General features: G+C 71.6%; 22 protein-coding genes. 12 read left to right on the plus strand and 10 right to left on the minus strand.

Going from position 1 to position 22,979, the window contains the following annotated elements:
- The first annotated feature begins 36 nt into the window (after positions 1 to 36).
- The 5 genes from AB0F03_RS00075 (at position 37) to AB0F03_RS00095 (ending at position 4,418) form a co-directional block, all read left to right on the plus strand.
- A complete protein-coding gene (locus AB0F03_RS00075; RefSeq protein ID WP_361984433.1) occupies positions 37 to 723 on the plus strand; it encodes a maleylpyruvate isomerase family mycothiol-dependent enzyme in 687 nt (228 codons plus the stop codon).
- Between the two features lie 44 nt (positions 724 to 767).
- Positions 768 to 1,424 (plus strand): MBL fold metallo-hydrolase, encoded by a 657-nt coding sequence (locus AB0F03_RS00080; RefSeq protein ID WP_361984435.1) that lies wholly within the window; start codon positions 768 to 770, stop codon positions 1,422 to 1,424.
- A 366-nt stretch (positions 1,425 to 1,790) separates the two neighbouring features.
- Positions 1,791 to 2,675, plus strand: a complete 885-nt coding sequence (locus AB0F03_RS00085; RefSeq protein WP_361984438.1) for an ABC transporter substrate-binding protein — start codon at positions 1,791 to 1,793, stop codon at positions 2,673 to 2,675.
- Positions 2,672 to 3,622: an amino acid ABC transporter permease gene (locus AB0F03_RS00090; RefSeq protein WP_361984441.1), complete on the plus strand. Its 951-nt coding sequence runs from the start codon at positions 2,672 to 2,674 to the stop codon at positions 3,620 to 3,622. The genes AB0F03_RS00085 and AB0F03_RS00090 overlap by 4 nt, the downstream gene beginning before the upstream one ends.
- 67 nt (positions 3,623 to 3,689) lie before the next feature.
- Complete coding sequence (locus AB0F03_RS00095) at positions 3,690 to 4,418, plus strand: amino acid ABC transporter ATP-binding protein (protein WP_361985786.1); 729 nt, start codon at positions 3,690 to 3,692, stop codon at positions 4,416 to 4,418.
- Between the two features lie 22 nt (positions 4,419 to 4,440).
- On the opposite strand, the gene aroQ is transcribed toward AB0F03_RS00095, so the two are convergent.
- A complete protein-coding gene (gene aroQ, locus AB0F03_RS00100; RefSeq protein ID WP_361984444.1) occupies positions 4,441 to 4,914 on the minus strand; it encodes a type II 3-dehydroquinate dehydratase in 474 nt (157 codons plus the stop codon).
- A gap of 209 nt (positions 4,915 to 5,123) precedes the next feature.
- Between aroQ and AB0F03_RS00105 the strand changes: the two genes are divergently transcribed.
- Positions 5,124 to 6,407 (plus strand): MFS transporter, encoded by a 1,284-nt coding sequence (locus AB0F03_RS00105; RefSeq protein WP_361985789.1) that lies wholly within the window; start codon positions 5,124 to 5,126, stop codon positions 6,405 to 6,407.
- A gap of 85 nt (positions 6,408 to 6,492) precedes the next feature.
- Here the strand turns inward: AB0F03_RS00105 and AB0F03_RS00110 are convergent, their stop codons facing one another.
- From AB0F03_RS00110 to AB0F03_RS00135, 6 genes are all read right to left on the minus strand, one after another.
- The gene (locus AB0F03_RS00110; protein ID WP_361984447.1) at positions 6,493 to 7,593 is read right to left on the minus strand and encodes an ionic transporter y4hA; all 1,101 of its coding nucleotides are present in this window, start codon (positions 7,591 to 7,593) and stop codon (positions 6,493 to 6,495) included.
- A gap of 168 nt (positions 7,594 to 7,761) precedes the next feature.
- Positions 7,762 to 8,760, minus strand: a complete 999-nt coding sequence (locus tag AB0F03_RS00115; RefSeq protein ID WP_361984450.1) for a TerC family protein — start codon at positions 8,758 to 8,760, stop codon at positions 7,762 to 7,764.
- A gap of 223 nt (positions 8,761 to 8,983) precedes the next feature.
- The gene (locus AB0F03_RS00120; RefSeq protein WP_361984453.1) at positions 8,984 to 11,008 is read right to left on the minus strand and encodes a TerD family protein; all 2,025 of its coding nucleotides are present in this window, start codon (positions 11,006 to 11,008) and stop codon (positions 8,984 to 8,986) included.
- A 58-nt stretch (positions 11,009 to 11,066) separates the two neighbouring features.
- Positions 11,067 to 11,645 carry a TerD family protein gene (locus AB0F03_RS00125; protein WP_361984456.1) on the minus strand — a complete coding sequence of 193 codons (579 nt, stop codon included), beginning with the start codon at positions 11,643 to 11,645 and terminating at the stop codon, positions 11,067 to 11,069.
- A gap of 161 nt (positions 11,646 to 11,806) precedes the next feature.
- On the minus strand, positions 11,807 to 13,954 hold the full coding sequence (uvrB, locus tag AB0F03_RS00130) for an excinuclease ABC subunit UvrB (RefSeq protein ID WP_361984459.1): 2,148 nt from the start codon (positions 13,952 to 13,954) through the stop codon (positions 11,807 to 11,809).
- A gap of 40 nt (positions 13,955 to 13,994) precedes the next feature.
- The gene (locus tag AB0F03_RS00135) at positions 13,995 to 14,861 is read right to left on the minus strand and encodes an MHYT domain-containing protein (RefSeq protein ID WP_361984462.1); all 867 of its coding nucleotides are present in this window, start codon (positions 14,859 to 14,861) and stop codon (positions 13,995 to 13,997) included.
- Between the two features lie 277 nt (positions 14,862 to 15,138).
- On the opposite strand from AB0F03_RS00135, the gene AB0F03_RS00140 reads away from it, so the two are divergent.
- Positions 15,139 to 16,011 carry a glycerophosphodiester phosphodiesterase family protein gene (locus AB0F03_RS00140; protein WP_361984465.1) on the plus strand — a complete coding sequence of 291 codons (873 nt, stop codon included), beginning with the start codon at positions 15,139 to 15,141 and terminating at the stop codon, positions 16,009 to 16,011.
- Positions 16,012 to 16,052: 41 nt separating this feature from the next.
- Complete coding sequence (locus tag AB0F03_RS00145) at positions 16,053 to 16,607, plus strand: methylated-DNA--[protein]-cysteine S-methyltransferase (protein ID WP_361984468.1); 555 nt, start codon at positions 16,053 to 16,055, stop codon at positions 16,605 to 16,607.
- 20 nt (positions 16,608 to 16,627) lie between these two features.
- Here AB0F03_RS00145 and AB0F03_RS00150 read toward each other — a convergent pair whose 3' ends face one another.
- The gene (locus AB0F03_RS00150) at positions 16,628 to 17,059 is read right to left on the minus strand and encodes a VOC family protein (protein ID WP_361984471.1); all 432 of its coding nucleotides are present in this window, start codon (positions 17,057 to 17,059) and stop codon (positions 16,628 to 16,630) included.
- Positions 17,060 to 17,158: 99 nt separating this feature from the next.
- On the opposite strand from AB0F03_RS00150, the gene AB0F03_RS00155 reads away from it, so the two are divergent.
- Together AB0F03_RS00155 and AB0F03_RS00160 are read left to right on the plus strand one after the other, a co-directional pair.
- The gene (locus tag AB0F03_RS00155; RefSeq protein ID WP_361984474.1) at positions 17,159 to 18,067 is read left to right on the plus strand and encodes a pseudouridine-5'-phosphate glycosidase; all 909 of its coding nucleotides are present in this window, start codon (positions 17,159 to 17,161) and stop codon (positions 18,065 to 18,067) included.
- Positions 18,052 to 18,987: a PfkB family carbohydrate kinase gene (locus AB0F03_RS00160; protein ID WP_361984477.1), complete on the plus strand. Its 936-nt coding sequence runs from the start codon at positions 18,052 to 18,054 to the stop codon at positions 18,985 to 18,987. The genes AB0F03_RS00155 and AB0F03_RS00160 overlap by 16 nt, the downstream gene beginning before the upstream one ends.
- 97 nt (positions 18,988 to 19,084) lie before the next feature.
- Here the strand turns inward: AB0F03_RS00160 and AB0F03_RS00165 are convergent, their stop codons facing one another.
- Positions 19,085 to 19,879, minus strand: a complete 795-nt coding sequence (locus AB0F03_RS00165) for a methyltransferase (RefSeq protein ID WP_361984480.1) — start codon at positions 19,877 to 19,879, stop codon at positions 19,085 to 19,087.
- Positions 19,880 to 20,052: 173 nt separating this feature from the next.
- Between AB0F03_RS00165 and corA the strand changes: the two genes are divergently transcribed.
- Positions 20,053 to 21,180 carry a magnesium/cobalt transporter CorA gene (gene corA, locus AB0F03_RS00170; protein WP_361984482.1) on the plus strand — a complete coding sequence of 376 codons (1,128 nt, stop codon included), beginning with the start codon at positions 20,053 to 20,055 and terminating at the stop codon, positions 21,178 to 21,180.
- A gap of 251 nt (positions 21,181 to 21,431) precedes the next feature.
- On the opposite strand, the gene AB0F03_RS00175 is transcribed toward corA, so the two are convergent.
- Positions 21,432 to 22,064 carry a uridine kinase gene (locus AB0F03_RS00175; RefSeq protein ID WP_361984485.1) on the minus strand — a complete coding sequence of 211 codons (633 nt, stop codon included), beginning with the start codon at positions 22,062 to 22,064 and terminating at the stop codon, positions 21,432 to 21,434.
- A gap of 230 nt (positions 22,065 to 22,294) precedes the next feature.
- On the opposite strand from AB0F03_RS00175, the gene AB0F03_RS00180 reads away from it, so the two are divergent.
- A complete protein-coding gene (locus AB0F03_RS00180; protein ID WP_361984488.1) occupies positions 22,295 to 22,978 on the plus strand; it encodes a DUF2293 domain-containing protein in 684 nt (227 codons plus the stop codon).
- The last annotated feature ends 1 nt before the right edge of the window (position 22,979 follow it).

Raw genomic sequence — 22,979 nt, forward strand, 5'->3', positions numbered from 1 at the left:
TTCACCCGAAGGTGTGGCGGGACTAGGGTCAGCACCATGATTGATCACGCTCATGACCTGGCCTGTGTACGTGACGCGACCGGTCGGCTCCTCACCGCGGTCGCCGAACTGGACAACGCGTCACTCGCCCTGCCGTCACGGCTTCCCCGCTGGAGCCGTGGGCATGTGCTCGCCCACCTCGCCCGCAACGCCGACGCGCTCGTCAACGTCCTGGAAGGGCGTCCCATGTACGCGAGCGCCGAGCAGCGCGACGCCGACATCGAGCACGACGCCCCGCGCCCCGTGGCGGCCCAGCTCGCCGACCTCCGGGAGAGCGCGGCCCGCTTCGAGGCGGCCGGTGACAAGCCCGCGGACTGGACGCGCACCGTGGAGCTGCGCAACGGAGTCACCGACTCGGCGGCCCGGATCCCGTTCCGGCGATGGGCGGAGGTGGAGCTGCATCACGTCGACCTCGGGACCGGGTACGAGCTGGAACATCTTCCGGCGGAGTTCCTGGAGCGGGAGACCGGCTTCCTCGCACAGCGGTTCGCCGGACACGAAGACGTCCCCGCGACCCGGATCACGGACGGCACGCGCGCGTGGAGCACCGGCCGCGAGGCGGACGTGTCCGAGGTCACCGTCACCGGACGGCCGGCCGATGTGCTGGGCTGGCTCGCCGGGCGCCGCGACGGGGCGGCGCTGGAGGTGCGGGGCGGCACGCTGCCGAAGCTGCCCCCGCTGTAGGACCGCAGCGTCCGCCGGGGCTCCCCCGCTATAGGCTGGCCGCCATGACGTACTCCGGAGAGGTCAAGGTCGGCGGGCCGGCGGACGTGCACGAGCTGAAAGACCTGATGATCACCAAGATCGCGGTCGGCCCGATGGACAACAACGCCTATCTGCTGCGCTGCCGGGCCACCGACGAGCAGATTCTGATCGATGCCGCCAACGAGGCGGCGACACTCCTGGCGATGATCGGTGACGACGGCATCGCGTCCGTCGTCACCACCCATCAGCACGGCGACCACTGGCAGGCGCTCGCCGAGGTCGTCGCCGGCACGGGCGCGCGCACCTATGCGGGCCGCGACGACGCCCCCGGCATCCCGGTGCCCACCGACGTCCTCGTCGACGACGGCGACGTCATCACGGTGGGCCAGGTGCAGCTCACCGCGCGCCACCTGGTCGGGCACACGCCCGGTTCGATCGCGCTGATCTACGACGACCCGCACGGCCACCCGCACGTCTTCACCGGTGACTGCCTCTTCCCCGGCGGGGTCGGCAACACGCGCAAGGATCCGCAGGCGTTCGCCCGCCTGATCCACGACGTGGAGACGAAGATCTTCGGCGCGCTGCCGGACGAGACCTGGGTCTACCCCGGGCACGGCGACGACACCACGCTGGGCGCGGAGCGGCCGCACCTGCCGGAGTGGCACGCGCGCGGGTGGTGAGCCGCGCGCGGACGCTCGCGGCGGCGCACGCACCCTGCTTTCGCACGGGGCGTGCGCCCTGCTCGTACGCCCGGCGTGCGGCACGTGCACCGCGCCCCGTGTGAACATTTCGCGCACGTCCGACGCCCGTGCGCGCTCCCGTGGTGCGGTGTGAGGCGGTCAACTGGTGACAACCCGCGCAGGATGACGGCTCCTGAGCGGCAGGGCCGCCGGTCTGTCCACCCCGCCCTCGGCCGGCGGCCCCGGTCCGCGCGCGTGAGCGGCTGTGCTCCCCCGTGTTCACACGGTGGCAACACCCGTTCCCAGTATGCGGACAACCACCGCCGTGACCTGGACATACGCGTCGTTCGCTGCCACTCTCCGGCCATGCATCCTGCTCCTCGCCTCCTGCGCCGCGCGGTAGCCGCCGCGACCACAGCTCTGCTCGCCACCGCTGTCGGCTGTGCGCCGCAGCCCGAGGACAACGCGTCGGCCGCCCGGTCCGGACCGGCCGCCAAGAGCTGTGCGAAGGGCGGCCTCGCCACCAAGACGTCGGGGAAACTGACGATCGCGACGGACGAACCGGCGTACGAGCCGTGGTTCAAGGACGGCAAGCCCGCCGACGGCAAGGGCTACGAGTCGGCGGTCGCCTACGCCGTGGCGGACCGGCTGGGGTACGGCAGGAGCGCGGTCGTGTGGCAGAGCGTGCCGTTCAACAAGGCGTTCGCGCCAGGCGTGAAGACCTTCGACTTCGACATCAACCAGGTGTCGATCAGCGCCGAGCGCAAGAAGGCCGTGGACTTCTCCTCCGGCTACTACGACGTGCGTCAGGCCGTCATCGCGCTGAAGGACGGCAAGGCCGCCAGGGCGACGGACATCGCCGGGCTGAAGAAGCTCAAGCTGGGCGCCCAGGTGGGCACCACGAGCCTGGAGTACATCACCGACGTGGTGAAGCCGGCCCGGCAGCCCGCCGTCTACGCCAAGAACGACCAGGCCAAGTCCGCGTTGCGGAACGGGCAGGTGGACGCCGTCGTCACCGACCTGCCGACCGCGTTCTACATCACCGCGGCCGAGGTGACGGAGGCGAAGATCGTCGGCCAGTTCGAGAACCAGGGCGGCACACCCGAGCAGTTCGGGCTCGTACTGGACAAGGGCAGCGCGCTGACGCCGTGTGTGACCCGCGCCGTCGACGCCCTGCGCAAGGACGGCACACTGGCCCGGATCGAGAAGCAGTGGCTCTCGGACGCCGTCGACGCCCCGGTGCTCAAGTGACGGTCACCCGGGGCGAACCGGCCCGGGAGGGGGCGGACGACGAGGGCGACATGCCCGACGCCTCCGAAGACGGCGTTCCCGGTGTCGGCGCCCCCGGTGACGGTTACGTGCCCTCCGAGCGGCGGCTGGCGCGCGAGCGCTACCGGCGCGCGCGTGCCCGGCGCGCCACGGCCGTCGCGGCCCTCTCGACGCTCGTCACGGCCGCCGTGCTGTACCTGGTCGTCGTCGGCGCGCCGGGCTGGCCGCGCACCAAGGAGACCTTCTTCAGCGCGCACTACGCGCGCGAGGCGTTCCCGAAGGTCCTCGAAGGTCTGTGGCTGAACGTCCGCCTGCTGCTGGTCTGCGGTGTCGCCGTGCTGGTCCTCGGCATGCTGATCGCCGTCGCCCGGACCCTGCGCGGCCCGGTCTTCTTCCCGCTCCGGGTGCTGGCGGCGGCGTACACCGACTTCTTCCGCGGCCTTCCGCTCATCATCAATCTGATGATCGTGGTCCTCGGCGTCCCTGCGCTGCGGCTCCAGGGCGTGACGGTCGACCCGGTCCTGCTCGGCGGTACGGCGCTGACCCTGACGTACTCGGCGTACGTCGCGGAGGTCTTCCGGGCGGGCATCGAGTCCGTCCACCCCTCACAGCGCGCGGCGGCCCGCTCGCTGGGCCTCACCAACCGGCAGGCGCTGCGCTACGTCGTCCTGCCCCAGGCGGTGCGCCGGCAGGTGCCGCCGCTCCTCAACGACCTGGTGTCGTTGCAGAAGGACACCGGCCTGGTGTCGATCGGCGGCGCGGTGGACGCCGTCCGCGCGGCCGACATCATCGTGGGCCGCAGTCTGAACTACACGCCGTACATCGTCGCGGGGCTGGTGTTCGTGGCGCTGACCATCCCGATGACCCGTTTCACGGACTGGGTGACGGCCAGGACGGACAGGCAACGGGCTCAGGGAGGGTCCCTGTGAGTACCTGCGGAGGATCCTTGTGAGCACCACTGCGAGCACCCCGGACAGCGGCGCGCCCGTGCTGCGGATGGAGGGCGTCCGCAAGACCTTCGGCGGCTCGGTGGTCCTGCGGGACATCGGCCTCGAGGTCGCCCCGCACACCGTGACCGCCCTCATCGGCGCCTCCGGGTCGGGCAAGTCCACGCTGCTGCGCTGCGCCAACCTCCTGGAGGAGATCGACGACGGCGCGATCTGGCTGGACGGCGAGGAGATCACCGATCCGCGCGCCGACCGGGACGCGGTGCGCCGCCGTATCGGCGTGGTCTTCCAGGCATACAACCTCTTCCCGCACATGACCGTGCTCGACAACATCACGCTCGCGCCGCGCCGGGTGCACGGCATCTCCCGGCAGGAGGCCGAGGAGCGGGCCAGGGAGCTGCTGGAGCGCCTCGGCCTGGCCGGCAAGGCGGATGCCTACCCGGACCGGCTCAGCGGCGGCCAGCAGCAGCGGGTGGCGATCGTGCGGGCTCTGGCCGTACGGCCCCGGCTGTTGCTGCTGGACGAGGTCACGGCCGCGCTCGACCCCGAACTCGTGGGCGAGGTGCTGGACGTGGTGCGCGGCCTGAAGGACGAGGGCATGACCATGGTGCTGGCGACGCACGAGATGGGGTTCGCGCGGGACGTCGCCGACCAGGTGTGCTTCCTCGACGGCGGAGTGGTGCTGGAGCGCGGCACGGCCGAGCAGGTATTCGGCGACCCGCGGCAGGAGCGCACCCGGCGCTTCCTACGGCGGATCGTGGAGGCGGGCCGGCTGTAGCGCGCCCGCACGGGGGCGGGGGCTAGGCGTCCGCCCGCGCCGCCCCCAGCAGGGCCGCGACCCGCTCCACGCCGAACACGTAGCCCTGCACTCCACACCCGGCGATGACGCCGTCCGCGCGCAGTGACACGTAGGAGTGGTGCCGGAACGCTTCACGCTGGTGGATGTTGGAGATGTGCACCTCCAGGACGGGCATGCCGTCGCAGGTGTTCAGCGCGTCCAGGATCGCCACCGACGTGTGCGAGTACGCCCCGGGGTTGATGACGATGCCGCAGTGGCCCAGCCGTGCCTCGTGGATCCAGTCGACCAGCTCGCCCTCATGATTGGACTGCCGCAAGTCCACCGTGCCGCCGTGCGCGGCCGCCGCCTCGGCACACCGCGCTTCCACGTCGGCCAGCGTGTCCCTGCCGTAGATCTCGGGCTGGCGCTGGCCGAGCAGATTCAGGTTGGGCCCGTTGAGGATCATGATCGGGGCGTTGGCCAGGGTGCGGGGCACGGTTCCTCCGGGTCCGTTGGGGCGGTGCGTCGACGACCGCTGCTCGCACCCGGTCTATCACGGTGTCCGGAGCGGACGAGGTGCCGTGCGCGCCGGTCACCACGGCGCGTGCCCCGGCCCGGTGCGGTGCTTCCGCACGCCCGTGACTCCTGATCGTCCCAGGCGGTTGACGCGGTATGCACGAGGTACGCCGCGTCAGCACACCGTCCATGCCGCGGCTCGCCGCCGCCTCACTCGCCGGGACGGCGATCGAGTTCTACGACTTCTTCGTCTACGGCACCGCCGCCGCACTGGTCCTGGGACCACTGTTCTTCCCGACGTTCTCCCCGGCCGCGGGAACGCTGGCGGCGTTCGGGACGTTCGGGATCGGGTTCGTGGCCCGGCCGCTGGGGGCGGTGGTCTTCGGGCACCTCGGGGACCGGCGCGGACGGCGGCCCGTGCTCGTCATCTCGCTGCTGCTCACCGGCGCCTCGACGGTCGCCGTCGGCTGTGTGCCGTCGTACCGGGCCATCGGTGTCGCCGCGCCCGTGCTGTTGCTCGTCCTGCGCTTCCTCCAGGGGCTGGGGCTCGGCGGGGAGTGGGGCGGGGCGGTGCTGCTGACCGCTGAGCACGCGCCTGCCGGACGGCGCGCCCTGTGGTCGAGCTTTCCGCAGGTGGGGCCGGCCCTCGGCTTCGTACTTGCCAACGGCATCGTGCTCGCCCTGTCGGCGACGCTGTCCGCCGCGGAGTTCGCGCGGTGGGGGTGGCGTGTGCCGTTCTGGGCGGCCGGCGCGCTGGCGCTGGCCGGTCTGTGGCTGCGTTCGTCGCTCACGGAGAGCCCGCGGTTCCTGGAGATCGACGACCACGTGCGCGTGCCGCTCATCGAGGTCGTACGGCACCACGGGCGGCTGGTGCTGCTGACGGCCGGGGCGCTGGCCGCCGGGTACGCGGTGTTCTACACGGTGACGACCTGGTCGCTGGCCTACGCCACGGAACGGCTAAGTGTGAGCCGCACGGTCATGCTGACGTGTGTCATGGCCGCGGTGCTCGTGATGGGCGCGCTCACACCGCTCGCGGCACTGCTCGGTGACCGCTACGGGCGCCGGCCGATGTGTCTGACCGGGTGTGCGGCCAGCGCGCTGTGGATGTTTCCGATGGTCGCACTGCTGGCGACCGGCGAGCCGCTGCTGATGTTCCTGGGCATCCTGGGCGCCCTGCTCGCCTTCATCACCATGTTCGCGGTGATCGCGGCCTACCTGCCGGAACTCTATGAGCCGCGGGTGCGCTGCACGGGCGCCGCCGTGGGCTACAACCTCGGCGGGGTGCTCGGCGGCGCGCTCACCCCCCTCGTGGCCACGACGCTCGCGGAGCGGGGCGGGCGTGTCCCCTGGGGGGTGGGCGCGTATCTGAGCGGCATGGCCCTGCTCAGCCTGGCGTGCTTCGCACTGCTGCCGGAGACGCGGCCGGTGCCCGCAGCGGTGGCGGAACCGGTGACGAAACCGGTGACGGGCTGACCGGACGCGCTGCGGGTGCCGGCGGGCCGGTGGGCTGGGCGCCGAGGGCCAAGGGGGATGGCGGGCTACGGGCCAGGGCGCGGGCTCATGGGTTGATCGCCAGCTCCAGGTAGGCCGCGAACAGCACCAGGTGCACGCCTCCCTGGAGGGGGGTGGCCCGGCCCGGCACCACCGTCAGGGAACTGACGACCACGGTCAGCAGCAACAGCAGCATGTGGGTCGCGCCGAGGCCGAGGACGAGCGGCCCGGACAGCCAGACGGAGGCGAGCGCCACGGCCGGGATGGTCAGGCCGATGCTGGCCATCGCGGAGCCGAGCGCCAGGTTGAGGCTGGTCTGCACCCGGTCGCGGCGGGCGGAGCGCAGCGCGGCGATGGTCTCGGGCAGCAGGACGAGCAGGGCGATGATCACACCGACGACGGCGGGGGGCAGGCCCGCTGCCGCCACACCCGACTCGATGGTGGGCGACACACCCTTCGCCAGGCCGACCACGCCGACCAGCGCCAGCCCGAGCAGGGCGAGACTGGTCCAGGCGGTGCGGGCGGACGGCGGGCCGGCGTGGTCGTCCCCCGTGATGACCTCGCCCTGTCGGGTGATGGGCAGGAAGTAGTCGCGGTGGCGCACGGTCTGGGTGGCCACGAACAAGCCGTACAGGATCAGTGACGACAGCGCCGCGAACGTCAGCTGGACCGTGGAGAACTCCGGTCCGGGCTTGCTGGTCGTGAACGTCGGCAGCACCAGGCTGAGCGTGGCGAGCGTCGCCACGGTGGCCAGCGCCGCGCCCGTGCCCTCAGGGTTGAAGACCGCCGTGCCGTGCCTCAGGGAGGCGACGAGCAGACAGATCCCGACGATGCCGTTACAGGTGATCATCACGGCGGCGAAGACGGTGTCCCGGGCCAGGGTGGAACTCTTGGCACCGCCGTCGGCCATGAGGGTGACGATCAGGGCCACCTCGATGACCGTGACGGCGATGGCGAGCACCAGCGAACCGAAGGGTTCGCCCACCCGGTGGGCGACCACCTCGGCGTGGTGCACCGCCGCCAGGACGGCGCCGGCGAGAACGACGGTCACCAGGGCGACGACCGCGCCGGGCAGGTGCCGGCCCCAGGTGAGGACCAGCAGGACGATCGCGAGCACCGGCACGAAGATCGTCCATCGCCGGGTGAGCGACCGCAGCCGAGTGGTCATGCGGCGATGCTCGCAGAGGCTTACAGGATTCGCATTCCGTTCTTTTCGGATCCCTCTCGTCCCTTCCGGTGCGGGCCCGTACCGGTGCGGGCCCGCACCGGCGCGGCCGGGTACCGCGCCGGCCGGACCACCGCGTCACCCCGGGACCCCGCAGAGCCGTCAGCGCGGTCAGGCGTCGGCGTTCTCCCTCGGAGCGTCTTCGTCCACGTGTGCCGCTTCCACTGCCGCCTGCCTGCGCGAGGCCATCAGGCTGGTGATCGTGGTGACGGCGAGGACGGCGCAGATCACGCCGAGCGAGACCGGGATGCTGATCTCCGGCACGTGCACACCGGACTCGTGCAGGGCGTGCAGCACCAGCTTGATACCGATGAAGCCGAGGATGATCGACAGTCCGTACGACAGGTGGACCAGCTTCCTGAGCAGTCCGCCGATGAGGAAGTACAGCTGACGCAGCCCCATCAGGGCGAAGGCGTTGGCGGTGAACACGATGTACGGGTCCTGGGTCAGGCCGAAGATCGCGGGGATGGAGTCCAGGGCGAACAGCACGTCGGTGGTGCCGATGGCGAGCATCACGACCAGCATCGGGGTCATGACGCGCTTGCCGTTCTGCCGGATCCACAGCTTCGTGTCGTGGTACCGGTCGGCCACGCCGAACCTGCGCTCCACGGCCTTCAGCAGCTTGTTCTCCTCGAACTCCTCGTCCTCCTGGTCCGTTCGCGCCTCCTGGATGAGCTTCCAGGCGGTCCAGATCAGGAAGGCGCCGAAGAGGTAGAACACCCAGGAGAAGCTGCCGAGGATCGCGGCTCCCGCGGCGATGAAGACGGCCCGCAGGACCAGGGCTATGAGGACGCCGACGAGCAGGACGCGCTGTTGGTACCGGGTGGGCACCGCGAACTTCGCCATGATCAGGACGAAGACGAAGAGATTGTCGACGCTCAGCGACTTCTCGGTGATGAAGCCCGCGAAGAACTCGCCGGCCGGTCGCCCGCCGCCGAACACGAGGAGGCCGAGGCCGAACAGGCCGGCCAGGGCGATCCAGACGACGGTCCAGACACCCGCTTCCTTGACCGACACCTCATGCGGCTTGCGGCCGATGAAGAAGTCGACGGCGATCAGGGCGGCGAGGCCCACGATGGTGAGGACCCACAGGGTCAGGGTGACTTGCACTGCACCTCCGGCATTACGTCACGGCAAATACGTCAGCGTCGTCGCTGCCGGAGGTCTCTTCCACCCGCGATGGGCCGGCGTCCCGGGACCGGAACCGGTCCGTACTGACGGGTGCGCCGCAGTCAGGGAGTACTCCCCTCCGCACAAGAGACAGTACCCCAATGACCAAGAAATGGTAAAGAGGAGAGTAAAGAAATATCTAAAGAGCCTGGCCAGGATGGCTTTACTCGTACTTGGGCAGGGCTCTCGCCACCTCGGCGAGCACCTCCGGCAGGATCCGGCTGCCGACCGGGATCCGTGACGGTTCGTACGTCCAGGCGTGGCCGACCCACGGATCGGCGAGGTGCTCACCGGGCAGCGGGGTGAGTCGCAGCAGCGAACGCCACAACGGATCCAGCAAGGGACCGTAGGCGGCGGCGTCCTCCCGGTCCGCCACCAGCAGGAGATGCACGCCGACGGCCGGCCCCTCGTCCGCGAGATACCGCAGCCGGGTCACCGCCCGGTCGTCGAACCCGTGCGGGAAGTCGTGGACGATCAGGAGTTGCCGCGCGGTGTCGACATCGGCCGGCAGCGACCCGGCCGCGCCGGCACGCACCGCCATCTCGACCAGGTCAACGCGCCGGGTGAGGTCCTCCAGTACCCGCGTGACCCCCGCCGCCCCGGCCGCGGGCGGCGCCGCCAGGACTCCCGACCGCGTCAGCGGCAGCAGCGCCTGAGCCCCGGCCCCCGCCGGGTCGACGACCCGCACGGCGAACGCCCCCGGCGGGTGTACGGCGAGCAGACGCGCCGCGAGGGCGACCGCCGTCTCCATGGCCAGGTGCCGCAGCTCGGCGGAGTCCCGCATCACCCCGTCAGCTGTTGTCATCGGGCCGCTGTCGATCCACAGACCCCTTTCCAGCGGCAGCCTGACCAGCAGGGGTATGCGCAGCGGCACGCTCTCCGGGAGGTGGATGTCGCCGAGCCGCAGGGCGATCGGCGGCTCGGCGGGTGGGCGACGGGCGTGCCAGACGGGCTGGTCCCAGCGGGCGCAGGCGGGCGGGAGTGCGGGCTCGACCACCTCGGCCTCGGCGGTGAGCTGGGCTAGATCGCGGTCGAGGACCGCGCGCGCCTGATCGACCAGCTGTGCGCGCCGGGCGTGGGCCGCCTCGCGGGCGGCTTCGCTCGTCGTGCCGAGCCGGGCCCGCGGATCGGCGAGGACCTGGTCCAGCTCCTTCTCCAAGCGGGAGTCGGCGAAGTCGACGGCGCTGCGGTACGCGGCCGTGGTGCGGGCCAGGTCTTCGAACATGCCCCAGACCTGGTTGTACAGCCGTTCCTCCATCGACCACCCCACCGCGTCCCCGGCGACGGGTCGAGCGGGCTGCTCGCCGGCGGCCGGGGTCAGCGGGGACGGTGGAGGTGGCTGGGTCGGAGCGCGGTGGGCGCGGCGGGGGTGCGTGTAGTCGACCGAGCCGCCCGGAGGCTGCGGTTCACGGGCGGGGGTCGCCTGGGCCGCGTGCGGGGTGCCTGCCGCGTCAGGTTCCCCCTCGGGGCTCTGCGAGCCGTGCGACCGTGCCGGCTCCGCCGCACCGGGTGCGACAGCCGTCTGCGGGGCTGGAGGGACGGCGGTGTGCGCGTCAACCGCGACGGCGGCCAGGGGGTCCGAAGGGGCGACGCCCCGGGGGTCGCCTCCAGGCGTCGGTGCCGGTGCCGCCTGGGACAGGCTGTCGGTCGCCGCATCCTGGGCGGTCGCCGCGAGGTCGCCGGCGACCTCCAGTCCCTGATCGGCGAGGAGCGCGGAGAGGCCACCGGCATAGCCCTGACCCATCGCCCGCACCTTCCAGGCGCCCTGCTTGCGGTACAGCTCCAGGGCGGTCACCGCCGCCTCGGCGTCCAGGCCCGTGAGCGTGTAGGAGACGAGTTCGGTGCCGTCCGGGCCGCTGACCGTGGTGTGCGGGGCGGGGACGGCACCGAATCGGAGCGGCCCGGTGGTGCTGGTGGGCAGGGCGAGGAACACCCCGAGGCGGTGGACGGCCTCGGGCAGGGCGGCCAGGTCGACGACCAGCCGGTGCTCGGCGGCGGCATGCCGGGGCACCTCGACGCCGGGCAGTGCGGCAGCGCCGGGGTGGGCCACCCACTGAGGGCCGCGCACCCTGCCGTGCTCGTCGCCGAGTGTGGCTCCGGCCAGGACCGGCACTCCGGCCGAGATCCGGATCTCCAGCCGGACTTGGGACAGCGGGTGGTTCTGTCCCCGCACCAGCTCCGCCGTCATCGCCGTCGCCCCCCGTGTCGTGGTGTCCCGCGTGCCGTGGCCCGGTGGCCGGCCGGTCCTACAGGTGGGGCAGGATCGCCGGCATCAGGTCCTGGAAGGTGCGGCCGCTGGCCGGGGCGCCGATGGCGGTCATCGTCCAGCCGGCGCCGGCGCGGTGCACCTTGGCCATGATCTGGGCGGTGTAGTCGCCCCCGCCGGCCAGGGTGTAGCGGGCGAGTTCCTGGCCGTTGGTCTCGTCCACGAGGCGGCAGAAGGCGTTCTGCACCTCCTGGAAGGTCTGGCCCGTGAACGAGTTCACGGTGAAGACGATCTGGTCGACGTGGACCGGGACGCGCTGAAGGTCCACCAGGATCGCCTCGTCGTCCCCGCCCTGACCGGCGCCGCCGACGCGGTTGTCACCGGTGTGGCGCACCGAACCGTCGTCGCTCACCAGGTGGCGGAAGAAGACGACGTCCATGGGTTCCCCGCCGGCGAAGAGGACCGCCGAGGCGTCCAGGTCGATCTCGCGGGTGCGGGAGCCGAACAGACCGCGCCGTTTCGCCGCCTGCCAGCCGAGGCCCATACGGACCGCGGTCAGGGTGCCCCCGTCCTGCTTCTCCAGGCTGATGGCCTGACCCTTGGACAAGTTCACGGACACGGCTGATTCCCCTCTCGACAGTCCCCTGTTGCCGCGCCGAAGTGCCGCGCGGTTGTCAAGACCCTACGCAGGGGCGGCGACGCCGCCGAACCCCGGACCGTGCTTTGTGTCGGTGTTGCAACACTTGGCACGGGGAGCGAGGTCCGGCGCGGTGGCGGAGGTCAGGCGAGGCCTGCCTCCCGCATCTGACGCAGCTCCTTCTTCATCTCGGAGACCTCGTCACGCAGCCGGGCCGCGATCTCGAACTGGAGCTCCGCGGCGGCGGCGCGCATCCGTTCGGTCATCTCCTCGATCTGACCGGCGAGTTCGGCCGCGGGCCGGTCCGTCGGGACGGTCCTGCCCTTGGCGGCCTTGGCGTTCTTGCCGGCCTTCGCGCCCTTGGCCGCCTTGTCCCCGAGCGCCGGGACGGGAGCCTTGGCGGCCTTGCCGTCCTTCGCCGCGCGGTAACCGGAGCCGAGGAGCTGTTCGGTGTCGACTTCCTCGCGGGCGATCTGCGCGACGATGTCGTTGATCTTCTTCCGCAGCGGCTGCGGGTCGATGCCTCTGGCCTTGTTGTAGGCGACCTGCTTCTCCCGGCGGCGGTTCGTCTCGTCGATGGCCTTCTCCATCGCCGGGGTGATCTTGTCGGCGTACATATGGACCTGGCCGGAGACGTTTCGTGCGGCACGGCCGATGGTCTGGATCAGTGACGTGCCCGAGCGGAGGAAGCCCTCCTTGTCGGCGTCCAGGATCGCCACGAGGGACACCTCGGGCAGGTCGAGGCCTTCACGGAGCAGGTTGATGCCGACCAGGACGTCGTACTCACCGGAGCGCAGCTCGCGCAGAAGTTCGACGCGGCGCAGGGTGTCGACGTCGCTGTGCAGATAGCGGACCTGGATGCCGAGTTCCAGGAAGTAGTCGGTGAGGTCCTCGGCCATCTTCTTGGTCAGCGTGGTGACGAGGACCCGCTCGTCCTTGTCGGTGCGCTTGCGGATCTCGTGCACCAGGTCGTCGATCTGGCCCTCGGTGGGCTTGACCACGACCTCCGGGTCGACCAGGCCGGTGGGGCGGATGATCTGCTCCACGACACCCTCCGAGCGGGACAGCTCGTAGGTTCCCGGGGTGGCCGACAGATAGACGGTCTGACCGATGCGCTTCTGGAACTCCTCCCACTTCAGTGGACGGTTGTCCAGGGCCGAGGGCAGGCGGAAACCGTGGTCCACGAGGGTGCGCTTTCGGGACGCGTCACCCTCGTACATCGCGCCGATCTGCGGGACGGTGACGTGCGACTCGTCGATGACGAGCAGGAAGTCGTCCGGGAAGTAGTCCAGCAGGGTGTTGGGCGGGGAGCCGGGCAGGCGGCCGTCGAAGTGCATCGAGTAGTTCTCCACGCCGGAGCAGGTGCCGATCTGGCGGAGCATCTCGAGGTCGTACGTGGTGCGCATCCGCAGGCGCTGGGCCTCCAGGAGCTTGCCCTGCTTCTCCATCTCGGCGAGGCGCTCCCCCAGCTCCTTCTCGATGTCGTTGACGGCCCGCTCCATGCGCTCGGGGCCGGCGACGTAGTGGGAGGCGGGGAAGACGTACAGGTGCTGGTCCTCGCTGATGATCTCGCCGGTGAGCGGGTGGAGCGTGGACAGCGCCTCGATCTCGTCGCCGAACATCTCGATGCGGACGGCCAGCTCCTCGTAGACCGGGAAGATCTCGATGGTGTCGCCGCGGACCCGGAAGGTGCCGCGGGTGAAGGCCATGTCGTTGCGGGTGTACTGGATGTCGACGAAGCGGCGCAGCAGCTCGTCCCGGTCGACCTCGTCGCCGACCTTGAGCGGGACCATGCGGTCCACGTACTCCTGGGGGGTGCCGAGGCCGTAGATGCAGGACACCGACGCGACCACGATGACGTCACGGCGGGTGAGCAGCGAGTTGGTGGCCGAGTGGCGCAGGCGCTCGACCTCCTCGTTGATGGAGGAGTCCTTCTCGATGTAGGTGTCCGACTGGGGGACGTAGGCCTCGGGCTGGTAGTAGTCGTAGTACGAGACGAAGTACTCGACGGCGTTGTTGGGGAGCAGCTCGCGGAACTCGTTGGCCAGCTGGGCGGCGAGTGTCTTGTTCGGCGCCATCACGAGCGTGGGGCGCTGGAGCTTCTCGATCATCCACGCGGTGGTGGCGGACTTGCCGGTGCCGGTCGCGCCCAGGAGGACGACGTCCTTCTCACCGGCTTCGATGCGCTTGGCCAGGTCGGCGATGGCCGCCGGCTGGTCGCCGCTGGGCTGGTAGGGGCTGACGACCTCGAAAGGCGCCACCGTGCGTTCGATGTGGGAAACGGGCCGCATGTCATCAACCGTACGACTCCCCACTGACAACGAGCCCCGATCAGCGGTTCTGCGGGGTGCGGTGGCCGTGGTGCTCGGGCCGGTGTCCCCCGTGGAGGGCGGGCCTGCGGTCGGTGTGGGGGGCGACGGCGGCGGCCGGCACGCCCGGCTTGTCCTCGACGGGCGTCCAGTCGGGCCGGCCGGTGACCATCAGCGGATCGAAGATCACGACTACGCCCGCGAGGAGCAGGAAGGCGAGCGGGCCGATCAGCATCGGCGCGAGCACGGACGCCTCGGGCGCGCCTCCGGTGGCGTGGGAGACGCCGTCGAGGTGAACGCCGAGGGCGGCCATCCCGGTGTAGTGCATGCCGCTGACCGCGAGTCCCATGACCAGGCTCGCGCCCACGCTCCACAGGAAGCCCCGGACGCGGCCGGCGGCCCACAGGGCGGCGGTGGCGGCGACGACCGCTATGACGACGGAGGCGGCGACGGTGAAGGTGTTGTAGGTGAACCGGCCGTGGAAGCGGACTCCCGCCATGCCGAGGTAGTGCATGGAGGCGACGCCCAGACCGGTGATCGTGCCGCCGGTGAAGAGCGGGGTGCCGGTGGCGCCCCGGTAGCCGACGATGAAGATCCCGACACCGACCATGACGATGGCGAGAGCGAGACTCGCGTAGGTCATCGGCCCGTCGTAGTGGATCGGCGCCCCGTGGATGGAGAAGCCCATCATGGCGACGAAGTGCATGGTCCATATGCCGGAGCCGATCGCGGCCGCGCCGAGGGCCAGCCAGGCGGGCCGCCTGGCGTGCGTGACCAGCAGGGATCTGGTGGTGCAGCGCAGGCCGAGGGCGCCACCGAGGCAGGCCATCAGGTAGGCCACCAACGGGGTGACCACCCCGTAGCTGAATCCGTCGACCGTGCCTTGCATCGCGGTTGCCCTTCCGCCTTCTTACGTCCCGGAATGTTCTGAATGCGCCCCCGTCCCAGGACCGCGCGGCGGTCAGGGTTGTCGCAGAGAGTATGACCCCCACCGCAATGGCCGAACGATTTTGGAGCAAAGAAACACGGCGTTGCCGCACTTGTGCGGCACTGGTGAGCGGTCGCGGAGATCCCCGCCCGGTCTGTGGTCGTCGTGCGCCCGGGTGCCGTTGACCCTGTGCTGTCAGTCTGGTGCTGTCGGTATTCGCTCGACGCGAGGAGTACGCATGTACGCGCGCGTGGTCGCCGCCACCGTCGCCACGGTCCTGGGAACGGGGGCGATCCTGCTGAGCCCCACTTCCGACGCCCGGGCGGGCGAGGACGGCCCACCCAGGGTGATCGCCCACCGGGGCGCCTCCGCCTACGCCCCCGAGAACACGCTGGCCGCCATCGACAAGGCCGCCGAACTGGGTTTCTCCTGGGTCGAGAACGACGTCCAGCGCACCGAGGACGGTGTGCTGATCGTCCTCCACGACGACAGCCTGGAACGCACTACGGACGTCGAGCAGGTCTTCCCCGGCCGCGCGCCGTGGAAGGTGAAGGACTTCACCGCCGCCGAGATCGCCCGGCTGGACGCGGGCAGCTGGTTCTCCCCCGCGTACGCGGGCACGCGCGTGCCGACGCTGACGGAGTACATGCGGCGGCTGGAGCACAACCACGAGAAGCTGCTCCTGGAGATCAAGAACCCGGAGCTGTATCCGGGTCTCGAACAGCAGACCCTGAAGCTCCTCGCCAATGAGGGCTGGCTGGACGACCGGCATCTGGGGCGGCTGATCGTGCAGAGCTTCAGCGCCGACAGCGTGCGGACCGTCCACCAGCTGAAGCCCGCGGTCACCACCGCCTACCTGGGTACGCCTAGCGTGTCGGATCTGCGCGAGTTCGCGGACTTCGCCGATCTGGTGAATCCCTCGTACGACTCGCTGTCCGCGGGCTACGTCTCGGCCGCGCACGCCATCGACGGGCCGCACGGCAGGCCGCTCGGGCTGTTCGCCTGGACGGTGAACGACGCGGCCACCGCGCGCCGGGTCGCCGGTTACGGCGTCGACGGGGTCATCAGCAACAAGCCCGACGTCGTGCGGGCGGCGCTGTCCTCCGACTGAACGGGACGGGCGTTGTCAGTGGCGGGTCGTACGGTGGGCGCATGGACAGCCATGGGCGGGATGAGCAGCGACTCGTGTGGGCCGTCATGGGCACGGACATCGGTCCGCTGATGCTGGCCGCGACCGGTGACGGCCTGGTGAACGTCGTCTTCCACGCGTCGGACGCCGTGCGCCTGCGGGCACTGGAGCGACTGGCCGTCCGGCTGGGCCGCGAGCCCGTGGAGGATCCGGACGCGCCCCTGCTGGCGGAGGCCGTACGCCAGGTGCGGGCCTACCTGGCGGGTGAGCGGCACGCCTTCGACCTGCCGCTGGACTGGTCGCTGATATCCGGGTTCAACCGGCAGGTGCTGCGCGCACTGGCGTCCGGAGTGCCGTACGGCACCGTGGTCGGGTACGGCGACCTGGCGGGGCGGGTCGGGCAGCCCGGCGGTGCGCAGGCGGTCGGCGCCGCGATGGGCGCCAATCCGCTGCCGGTGGTCGTGCCGTGCCACCGGGTGGTGGAGAGCGGCGGTGGCATCGGCGGTTTCGGGGGCGGACTGGAGACGAAGCGGAAGCTGCTCGCCCTGGAGGGCGTGCTGCCCGAGCCGCTGTTCTGACCGGCCCCCGGAACGCACGGCTAGTCGTCGTAGTGCCGGGCCTCGAATATGTTGCCGTCGAGGTCGCGGAAGTAGAAGCTGCGGGTGGCGTCGCCGCGGGCGCCGGACAGGCCGTGGTCGATGTCCGACACGGGAACACCGTGTTCCTCGAGGCGGGCGCGCAGGGCGTCGAAGGCGTCGGCCGGCAGGGACAGGCAGACGTGGTTGACGGGGTGGCCCGCGCTGTCGGCCGAGCCGGGCAGCATCCTCATGCGTGCGGCGAAGGTGCGCGGGGCGAGGTCGAGGATGGTCTCCTCGTTGACGCGTACGGAGGGGAAGGCCGCCTTTCCCTCGGTGAACTCGGTGACCCTGAGCGGCTCCAGGCCGACGGCCGTCTCGTAGAAGTCGGCTGCCGCGACGGGATCGGCCACCCACAGGACGACGTGGTCGAGACGCGTGGTGTTGTTCGTCATGCGGCCCAGGCTGGTGGTGTCCCCCACAGGCCGCAAGCGTTTATCCGGTGCGGGCGCCCGCCAGGGATGAGGAGGGACCGACGGACAGGAGGCGGGCACGTGGTGCTGGTGGTGTCGGAAGAAGTGCGGGAGGCGATCGACGCGCGGCGCCCGGTGGTGGCCCTGGAGTCCACGATCATCGCGCACGGCCTGCCCCGTCCGCGCAACCTGGAGGTCGCCCGGGAGTTGGAGGAGGCCGTGCGGCGGCAGGACGCCGTGCCGGCGACCGTCGCCGTGCTCGACGGTCAGCCCCGGGTCGGCCTGGACGAGCGGCAGCTGGAGCGGGTCGCGAACGAGGACGGCATCCGCAAGCTGGGCCACCGTGACCTGCCGCTCGCCGTCGCCGCGGGGGTGAGCGGGGCGACAACCGTGTCGGCGACGGCACAGCTGGCCGCGCTGGCGGGGATCCGGGTGTTCGCCACGGGCGGGCTGGGCGGTGTGCACCGGGAGTGGACGCTGACCCAGGACGAGTCCGCCGACCTGGGGCTGCTGGCGCGGACCCGGATCACGGTGGTGTGCGCGGGCGTGAAGTCGATCCTGGACGTCCCGGCGACGCTACAGCGGCTGGAGACGCTGGGCGTGGCCGTCGCCGGGTTCGGCACGGACCGGTTCCCCGGCTTCTACCTCTCGGACTCGGGGCATCCGGTCGACTGGACGCTGGACAGCCCGGAGCAGGTCGCCGCCGTCATGCGCGCCCAGGACGCCCTGGCCGCGCCGGAGTCCGCGCTGATCGTCGCGAACCCCGTCCCCGAGGCGGACCAGCTCGATCCCGGGCTGCACGCGCGCGTGCTCTCCGACGCGCTGCGCGCCTGCGCGGAGCGGGGCGTCACCGGGCAGGCGGTGACACCGTTCCTGCTGGACCACCTGGTCCGTCACACGGACGGAGCCTCGCTCGGCGCCAACCTGGCGGCGGTGCGCGGCAACGTACGGCTGGCGGCACGGATCGCCACGGCGTGGACCAGGGGGTGACCGCGGAGCGGAACGGGGCGCTGCTGGTCGTCGGGGACGTGGTCACCGACGTGGTGGCCCGGCGCCGGGAGCCGCTCGCGGCCGGCACCGACACGGCCGCCGTGATCCGGACCCTGCCGGGTGGTGCGGGCGCCAACGTGGCCTGCTGGGCCGCCCACGCGGGCTGCGCGGACGTACGGCTGCTGGGGCGGGTGGGCGCCGACGCCGCCGCCTGGCACGAGCGGGAGCTGGTGGCGGCCGGGGTGCGGCCCCGGCTGGTGGTGGATCCGCAGGCGGCGACCGGGACGGTGATCTGCTTGGTCGACACGGGTGCGGCGGCCGAGCGGACGTTCCTGACGGACAGCGGCGCCTCGCTGCGGCTCGGCCCCGCCGACTGGTCGGACACCCTGCTCGACGGGGTGGCTCGCCTGCATCTGTCGGGCTATCTGCTGTTCACCGAGGCCAGCCGGGCACTGACCCGGAGGGCCATCGCCTCGGCACGCGCGCGTGGGGTGCCGGTCAGCCTGGACCCGGCGTCGGCCGGCTTCCTGGTGAAGCTGGGAGTGGACCGTTTCCTGGCGTTCGCGGAGGGGCTGGACCTGCTGCTGCCCAGCAGGGACGAGGCGTGCCTGCTGACCGGGGTGCCGGACCCGGTGGACGCGGCGGGCAGATTGAGCCGTCTCGTGCCGCTGGTGGTGGCCAAGGCGGGCGCGGACGGGGCGCTGGTGGCCCGGTCCGGTGCCGTACCGGTCCGGGTCCCGGCCGTGCCGGCGGTGCCTCGGGACACCACGGGCGCCGGTGACGCCTTCACGGGCGCGTTCCTCGCCGCACTGCTCACGGGCGCGACGCCGGAGGAGGCGGCGGCGTCGGGCTGCCGGGCGGGCGCGGAGGCGGTGGAACGGGTGGGCGGCAGACCACCGCGGCCGGGACGCGTGGACTGACCCCGCGAAGGCCTTCGGCGGCGCCGGCGGCAGACCGGGCCGGGGCCGGCCGGTCCTGCTGCCTCGTCGTGCGCGCGGTGGAGTCCGGGGAACGGAGCTACGCCTTGCGGCCCCACGCCGAGATCATCGGCGCGGTGGCCAGGTCCATGCCGCCGGTTTCGACGTTGGCCAGGTGCTGGTCGATCTCCTCGTCGGTGGCCAGTCCCGCGGCGACCAGCCGGGCGCGGACCTGACGGACCGTAGCGGCCTCCAGCGCGGTGCAGGCGGGTGAGGCCACTGGGAAATGGGCGTCGGCCTCCACGTCGTGCAGCCCGGCCTCCCGGAGGAGACGCGGGAGTTTGCGGCCGTACGACAGGTCGGCGCCGCGGTCGGCGAGCAGCTTGCGGAAGCCCTGCCGCAGCCGATTGGCGAGCCGCTGGTCGGGGCCGTGTTCGTCCGGGCAGATCAACGGCTGGAGGGCGGGGTCGGCGTCCTCCACCAGCAGTCGCCCGCCGGGCCGCAGAGCCTGGATCATGGAGCGCAACGCCCGGTCCCGGTCCGGGACATGGACGAGGACCAGCCGGGCGTGGACCAGGTCGAAGCCCTCCCCCGGGGGTTCGTCGGCGCCCACGTCGTGGACGTGGACCTCCACCGGTGGACGGGCCGCGGCGGTGAGCCGGGAGGCGTCGATGTCGGTGGCGACGACCTGACCGGCCGGGCCGACTCTCCCGGCGAGCCAGGACACGACGGAGGTGCCGCCTGCGCCGACTTCCCAGCAGCGCCAGCCGGACTGGAGACCGAGTTCTTCGAGATGCCGGAACGTCGTGGGGTCGAAGAGGGTGGCGAAGGCGTCGAAGCGCTCGCCTGCCTCGTTCTGCTGGTTGTCCAGGAGGTATCCGTCGGGTCGGGTCATGCCGCGATCATCCCGGTCACCCGGCTTGTCCGGTTCGACCGGCCTCTGTCCACAGGCGGGCACAAGCGGAACTCTCTGTTCCCACAGGCTTCCTCACGTTGTGTCCGGGACTGGCAGACTTGCCGGGCAAGGACACGGAAGCGCTGCGCGGAGATCCACGCGAGGAGATCCAGATGTCGATGGCAGGGAATCTGCGGAAGGTCACGGGGCTGGACAGGGTCGGTGGCCTGCGCAGGGTGGCGCGGCTGGCCCGGCGCCGGCCGCGCGTGGACCTGAGTCATCCCGCCAGGTCGCCGCTGGGTTCGTCGGTGGTCAACTGCGTGACGTATCAGGACGGCGTGCGCGTGCCGGGATGCGGCGACCTTGAGGACGCGGTGCGGCTGGTCCGCAAGAGCGGCGAGGGCTTCGTGTGGCTGGGGCTGCACGAGCCGACGGAACGTGAGTTCGCGGGCGTGGCCGACCTGTTCGACCTGCATCCGCTGGCGGTGGAGGACGCGGTCGAAGCCCATCAGCGTCCCAAGCTGGAGCACTACGGGGACACGCTCTTCGCGGTGTTCAAAACCGTCTGTTACGTGGAGCACGAGCAGCTGACGGCGACCAGCGAGGTGGTGGACACGGGCGAGATCATGCTGTTCGTCGGAGAGGACTTCGTCATCACGGTACGGCACGGCCGGCACGGGTCTCTGGGCCCGCTCCGTGAGGAGCTGGAGGCGAACCCGGATCAGCTCGTCAAGGGACCGGCGGCGGTGCTGCACGCGATCGCCGACCATGTCGTCGACGACTATCTGAACGTCACGGACGCGGTGCAGGCCGACATCGACCAGGTGGAGACGGAGGTGTTCTCGGAGAACGGTGCCTGCCTCGACCCGGGCCGCATCTACCAGATGAAGCGTGAACTGCTGGAGCTGAAGCGTGCGGTGGTACCGCTGGGCCGCCCGGTGGAGGATCTGGCCACGCGGCCCATCCGGGTCGTCGCCCCGGAGATACAGGCGTACTTCCGGGATGTGTCCGACCATCTGATACGGGCGAAGGAGCAGATCGCCGCGTTCGACGAACTGCTCAACTCCATCCTCCAGGCGCATCTCGCGCAGGTGACCGTCGCGCAGAACGAGGACATGCGCAAGATCACGGCCTGGGCCGCGGTGGTCGCCGTACCGACGATGGTGTGCGGGGTGTACGGCATGAACTTCCAGCACATGCCGGAGCTGCACTGGCGGTTCGGCTATCCGCTGGTCATGGCCGTGATGGCGGCGGCGTGTCTGGCGCTGTACCGGGGCTTCCGGCGCAACGGCTGGCTCTAGACGGCGGGGCGCCGGCGTTCACTGCGGGACGCGACGCCAGGACGAGTCCGTCGCCTGGGCGGGTCCTCGCCTGGGCACGGTCCTTCGCCCGGGCGGGTACGTCGACCGGGCGGCCACCTCGGCGGGCCGGACAGGCCCGGTCCCGGTGACCGCCCGTCCGGAGTCGCGCTGCTGCCGTCGGCGAAGTGCAGTGAGCCTTGGTCGGCGTACTCGAACGCGCGCCCCCGGTGCACCGCGTGTTCGGGGAGGGATCAGGCGCTCCAGGCGGGATGGCGTGGGTCGTCGGTGCGTACGAGGACGTCCGCCGTCCCGGCCGGGTCGGTCTCGGCCTCGTAACGCGCGAAGGCGGGGAGGGTCCAGTGGTCGGTCTCGGGGGTGCGGCGGCGCAGGGCGCCCGGGGAGAGGAGGAGGTGCACGGTCAGGTCGAAGGGGAACCAGTGGCGTAGCAGGAGGGGGCCGTGGAGCAGCAGGATCGCGCGGGGCGGGAGGTGGACGTACGGGCTGCGGGTGGCCCGGTCGGTGACGGGATCCCACAGGTCGGGCAGGATCCGCCCGCTGCCTCCGGGATCCAGCGGGCCGAATACCTCCCGCCACAGGGCGCCCGTGTCGAACCATCCGCTGTAGTACGACTCCGCGTCCCGCCGCCCGTGCTCCAGCCGCAGCGAGGCAGGGCGCAGGAAACCCTCGGTGCCGACCACGAGCGAGGGCCGGCCGCGCAGCCGCAGCGCCTCCCCGACGCGTTCGGCGAGGTCTCCGGGCCGGGCGGCCGGGGCGCCGTCGAAGCCGACCCGCGGCCAGGCTCCTCCGTCGGCCGGTTCCAGGCCGGCCAGCCGGTCGGCGAGCAGCTCGGCGAGCCGGTCCCAGGTGATCGCTTCGAGTCGCACAGAGCCCATGATGCCGGGTGGCTCCGGAGACCGGTGAGGGCGCCGGCACCGAGCGGTACCGCCTGGACGGGTACGGACTCCCCGCCACCGCCAGCCTGGAGGGGCGACAGGGCCCACCGGGTGAGGCGACAGGGCCGCCTGAAGGACGAGAAGAAGCCGTGACCGGAAGGAGGGGAAGAAGGCGGAGGCCCGTGCGGGAGACGCGGGCGGTGGAAGGGAACGTACCGCGTATGGCGTTTCCCGCGACCCCCCGGCTTGTCGTCGTCCAGCCGCTGAGACGGAAGCGGTGCGCCGGCTGCCGGCGCGGTCCGCTGTCGCTGCTCGTGCTGGAGCAAGGAGCACCGCGGTGCCTGGACTGTGCCGACCTGGGGCACCTGGTGTTCCTGCCGCGGGGTGACACGGCGCTCACCCGCCGGGCGCGGGAGGAGAGTTCGCTGTCGGCGGTCGTGGTGCGGTTCAACCGCCGCAGGAGCCGCTACGAACGCCAGGGCGTGCTCGTGCAGCCGGCGGCGCTGGCCCGGGCCGAGGCCCGTTGCCTGGCGGACGCGGAGGCGCGGCGCCGGAGGCGGGCGCGGGACGCGCGGGGCAGGGCGGTGAAGGACCAGCGGTTCGCCGCGGCGTTCACGGCCGAGATCCTCCGGTTGTTCCCCGGTTGCCCGGGCGAGCGGGCCCGGGTGATCGCGGCCCATGCGTCGGTGCGGGGCAGCGGGCGGGTCGGACGCAGCGCGGCCGGGCGCCTGCTGTCCGAGGGGGCGGTGGTATCGGCGGTGGTGGCGGCCGTGCGGCACGGGGACACGCCGTACGACCGGCTGCTGATGAGTGGAGTGGCACGGTACGAGGCACGGCGCCGGATCGCCCCGGCGGTGGAGAACGTGCTGCGGGCGTGGCGGGAGGCCGGGGAGGACACCGGCTGAC

The sequence above is a fragment of the Streptomyces sp. NPDC028722 genome (assembly GCF_040637655.1).
Classification (GTDB): Bacteria; Actinomycetota; Actinomycetes; order Streptomycetales; family Streptomycetaceae; genus Streptomyces.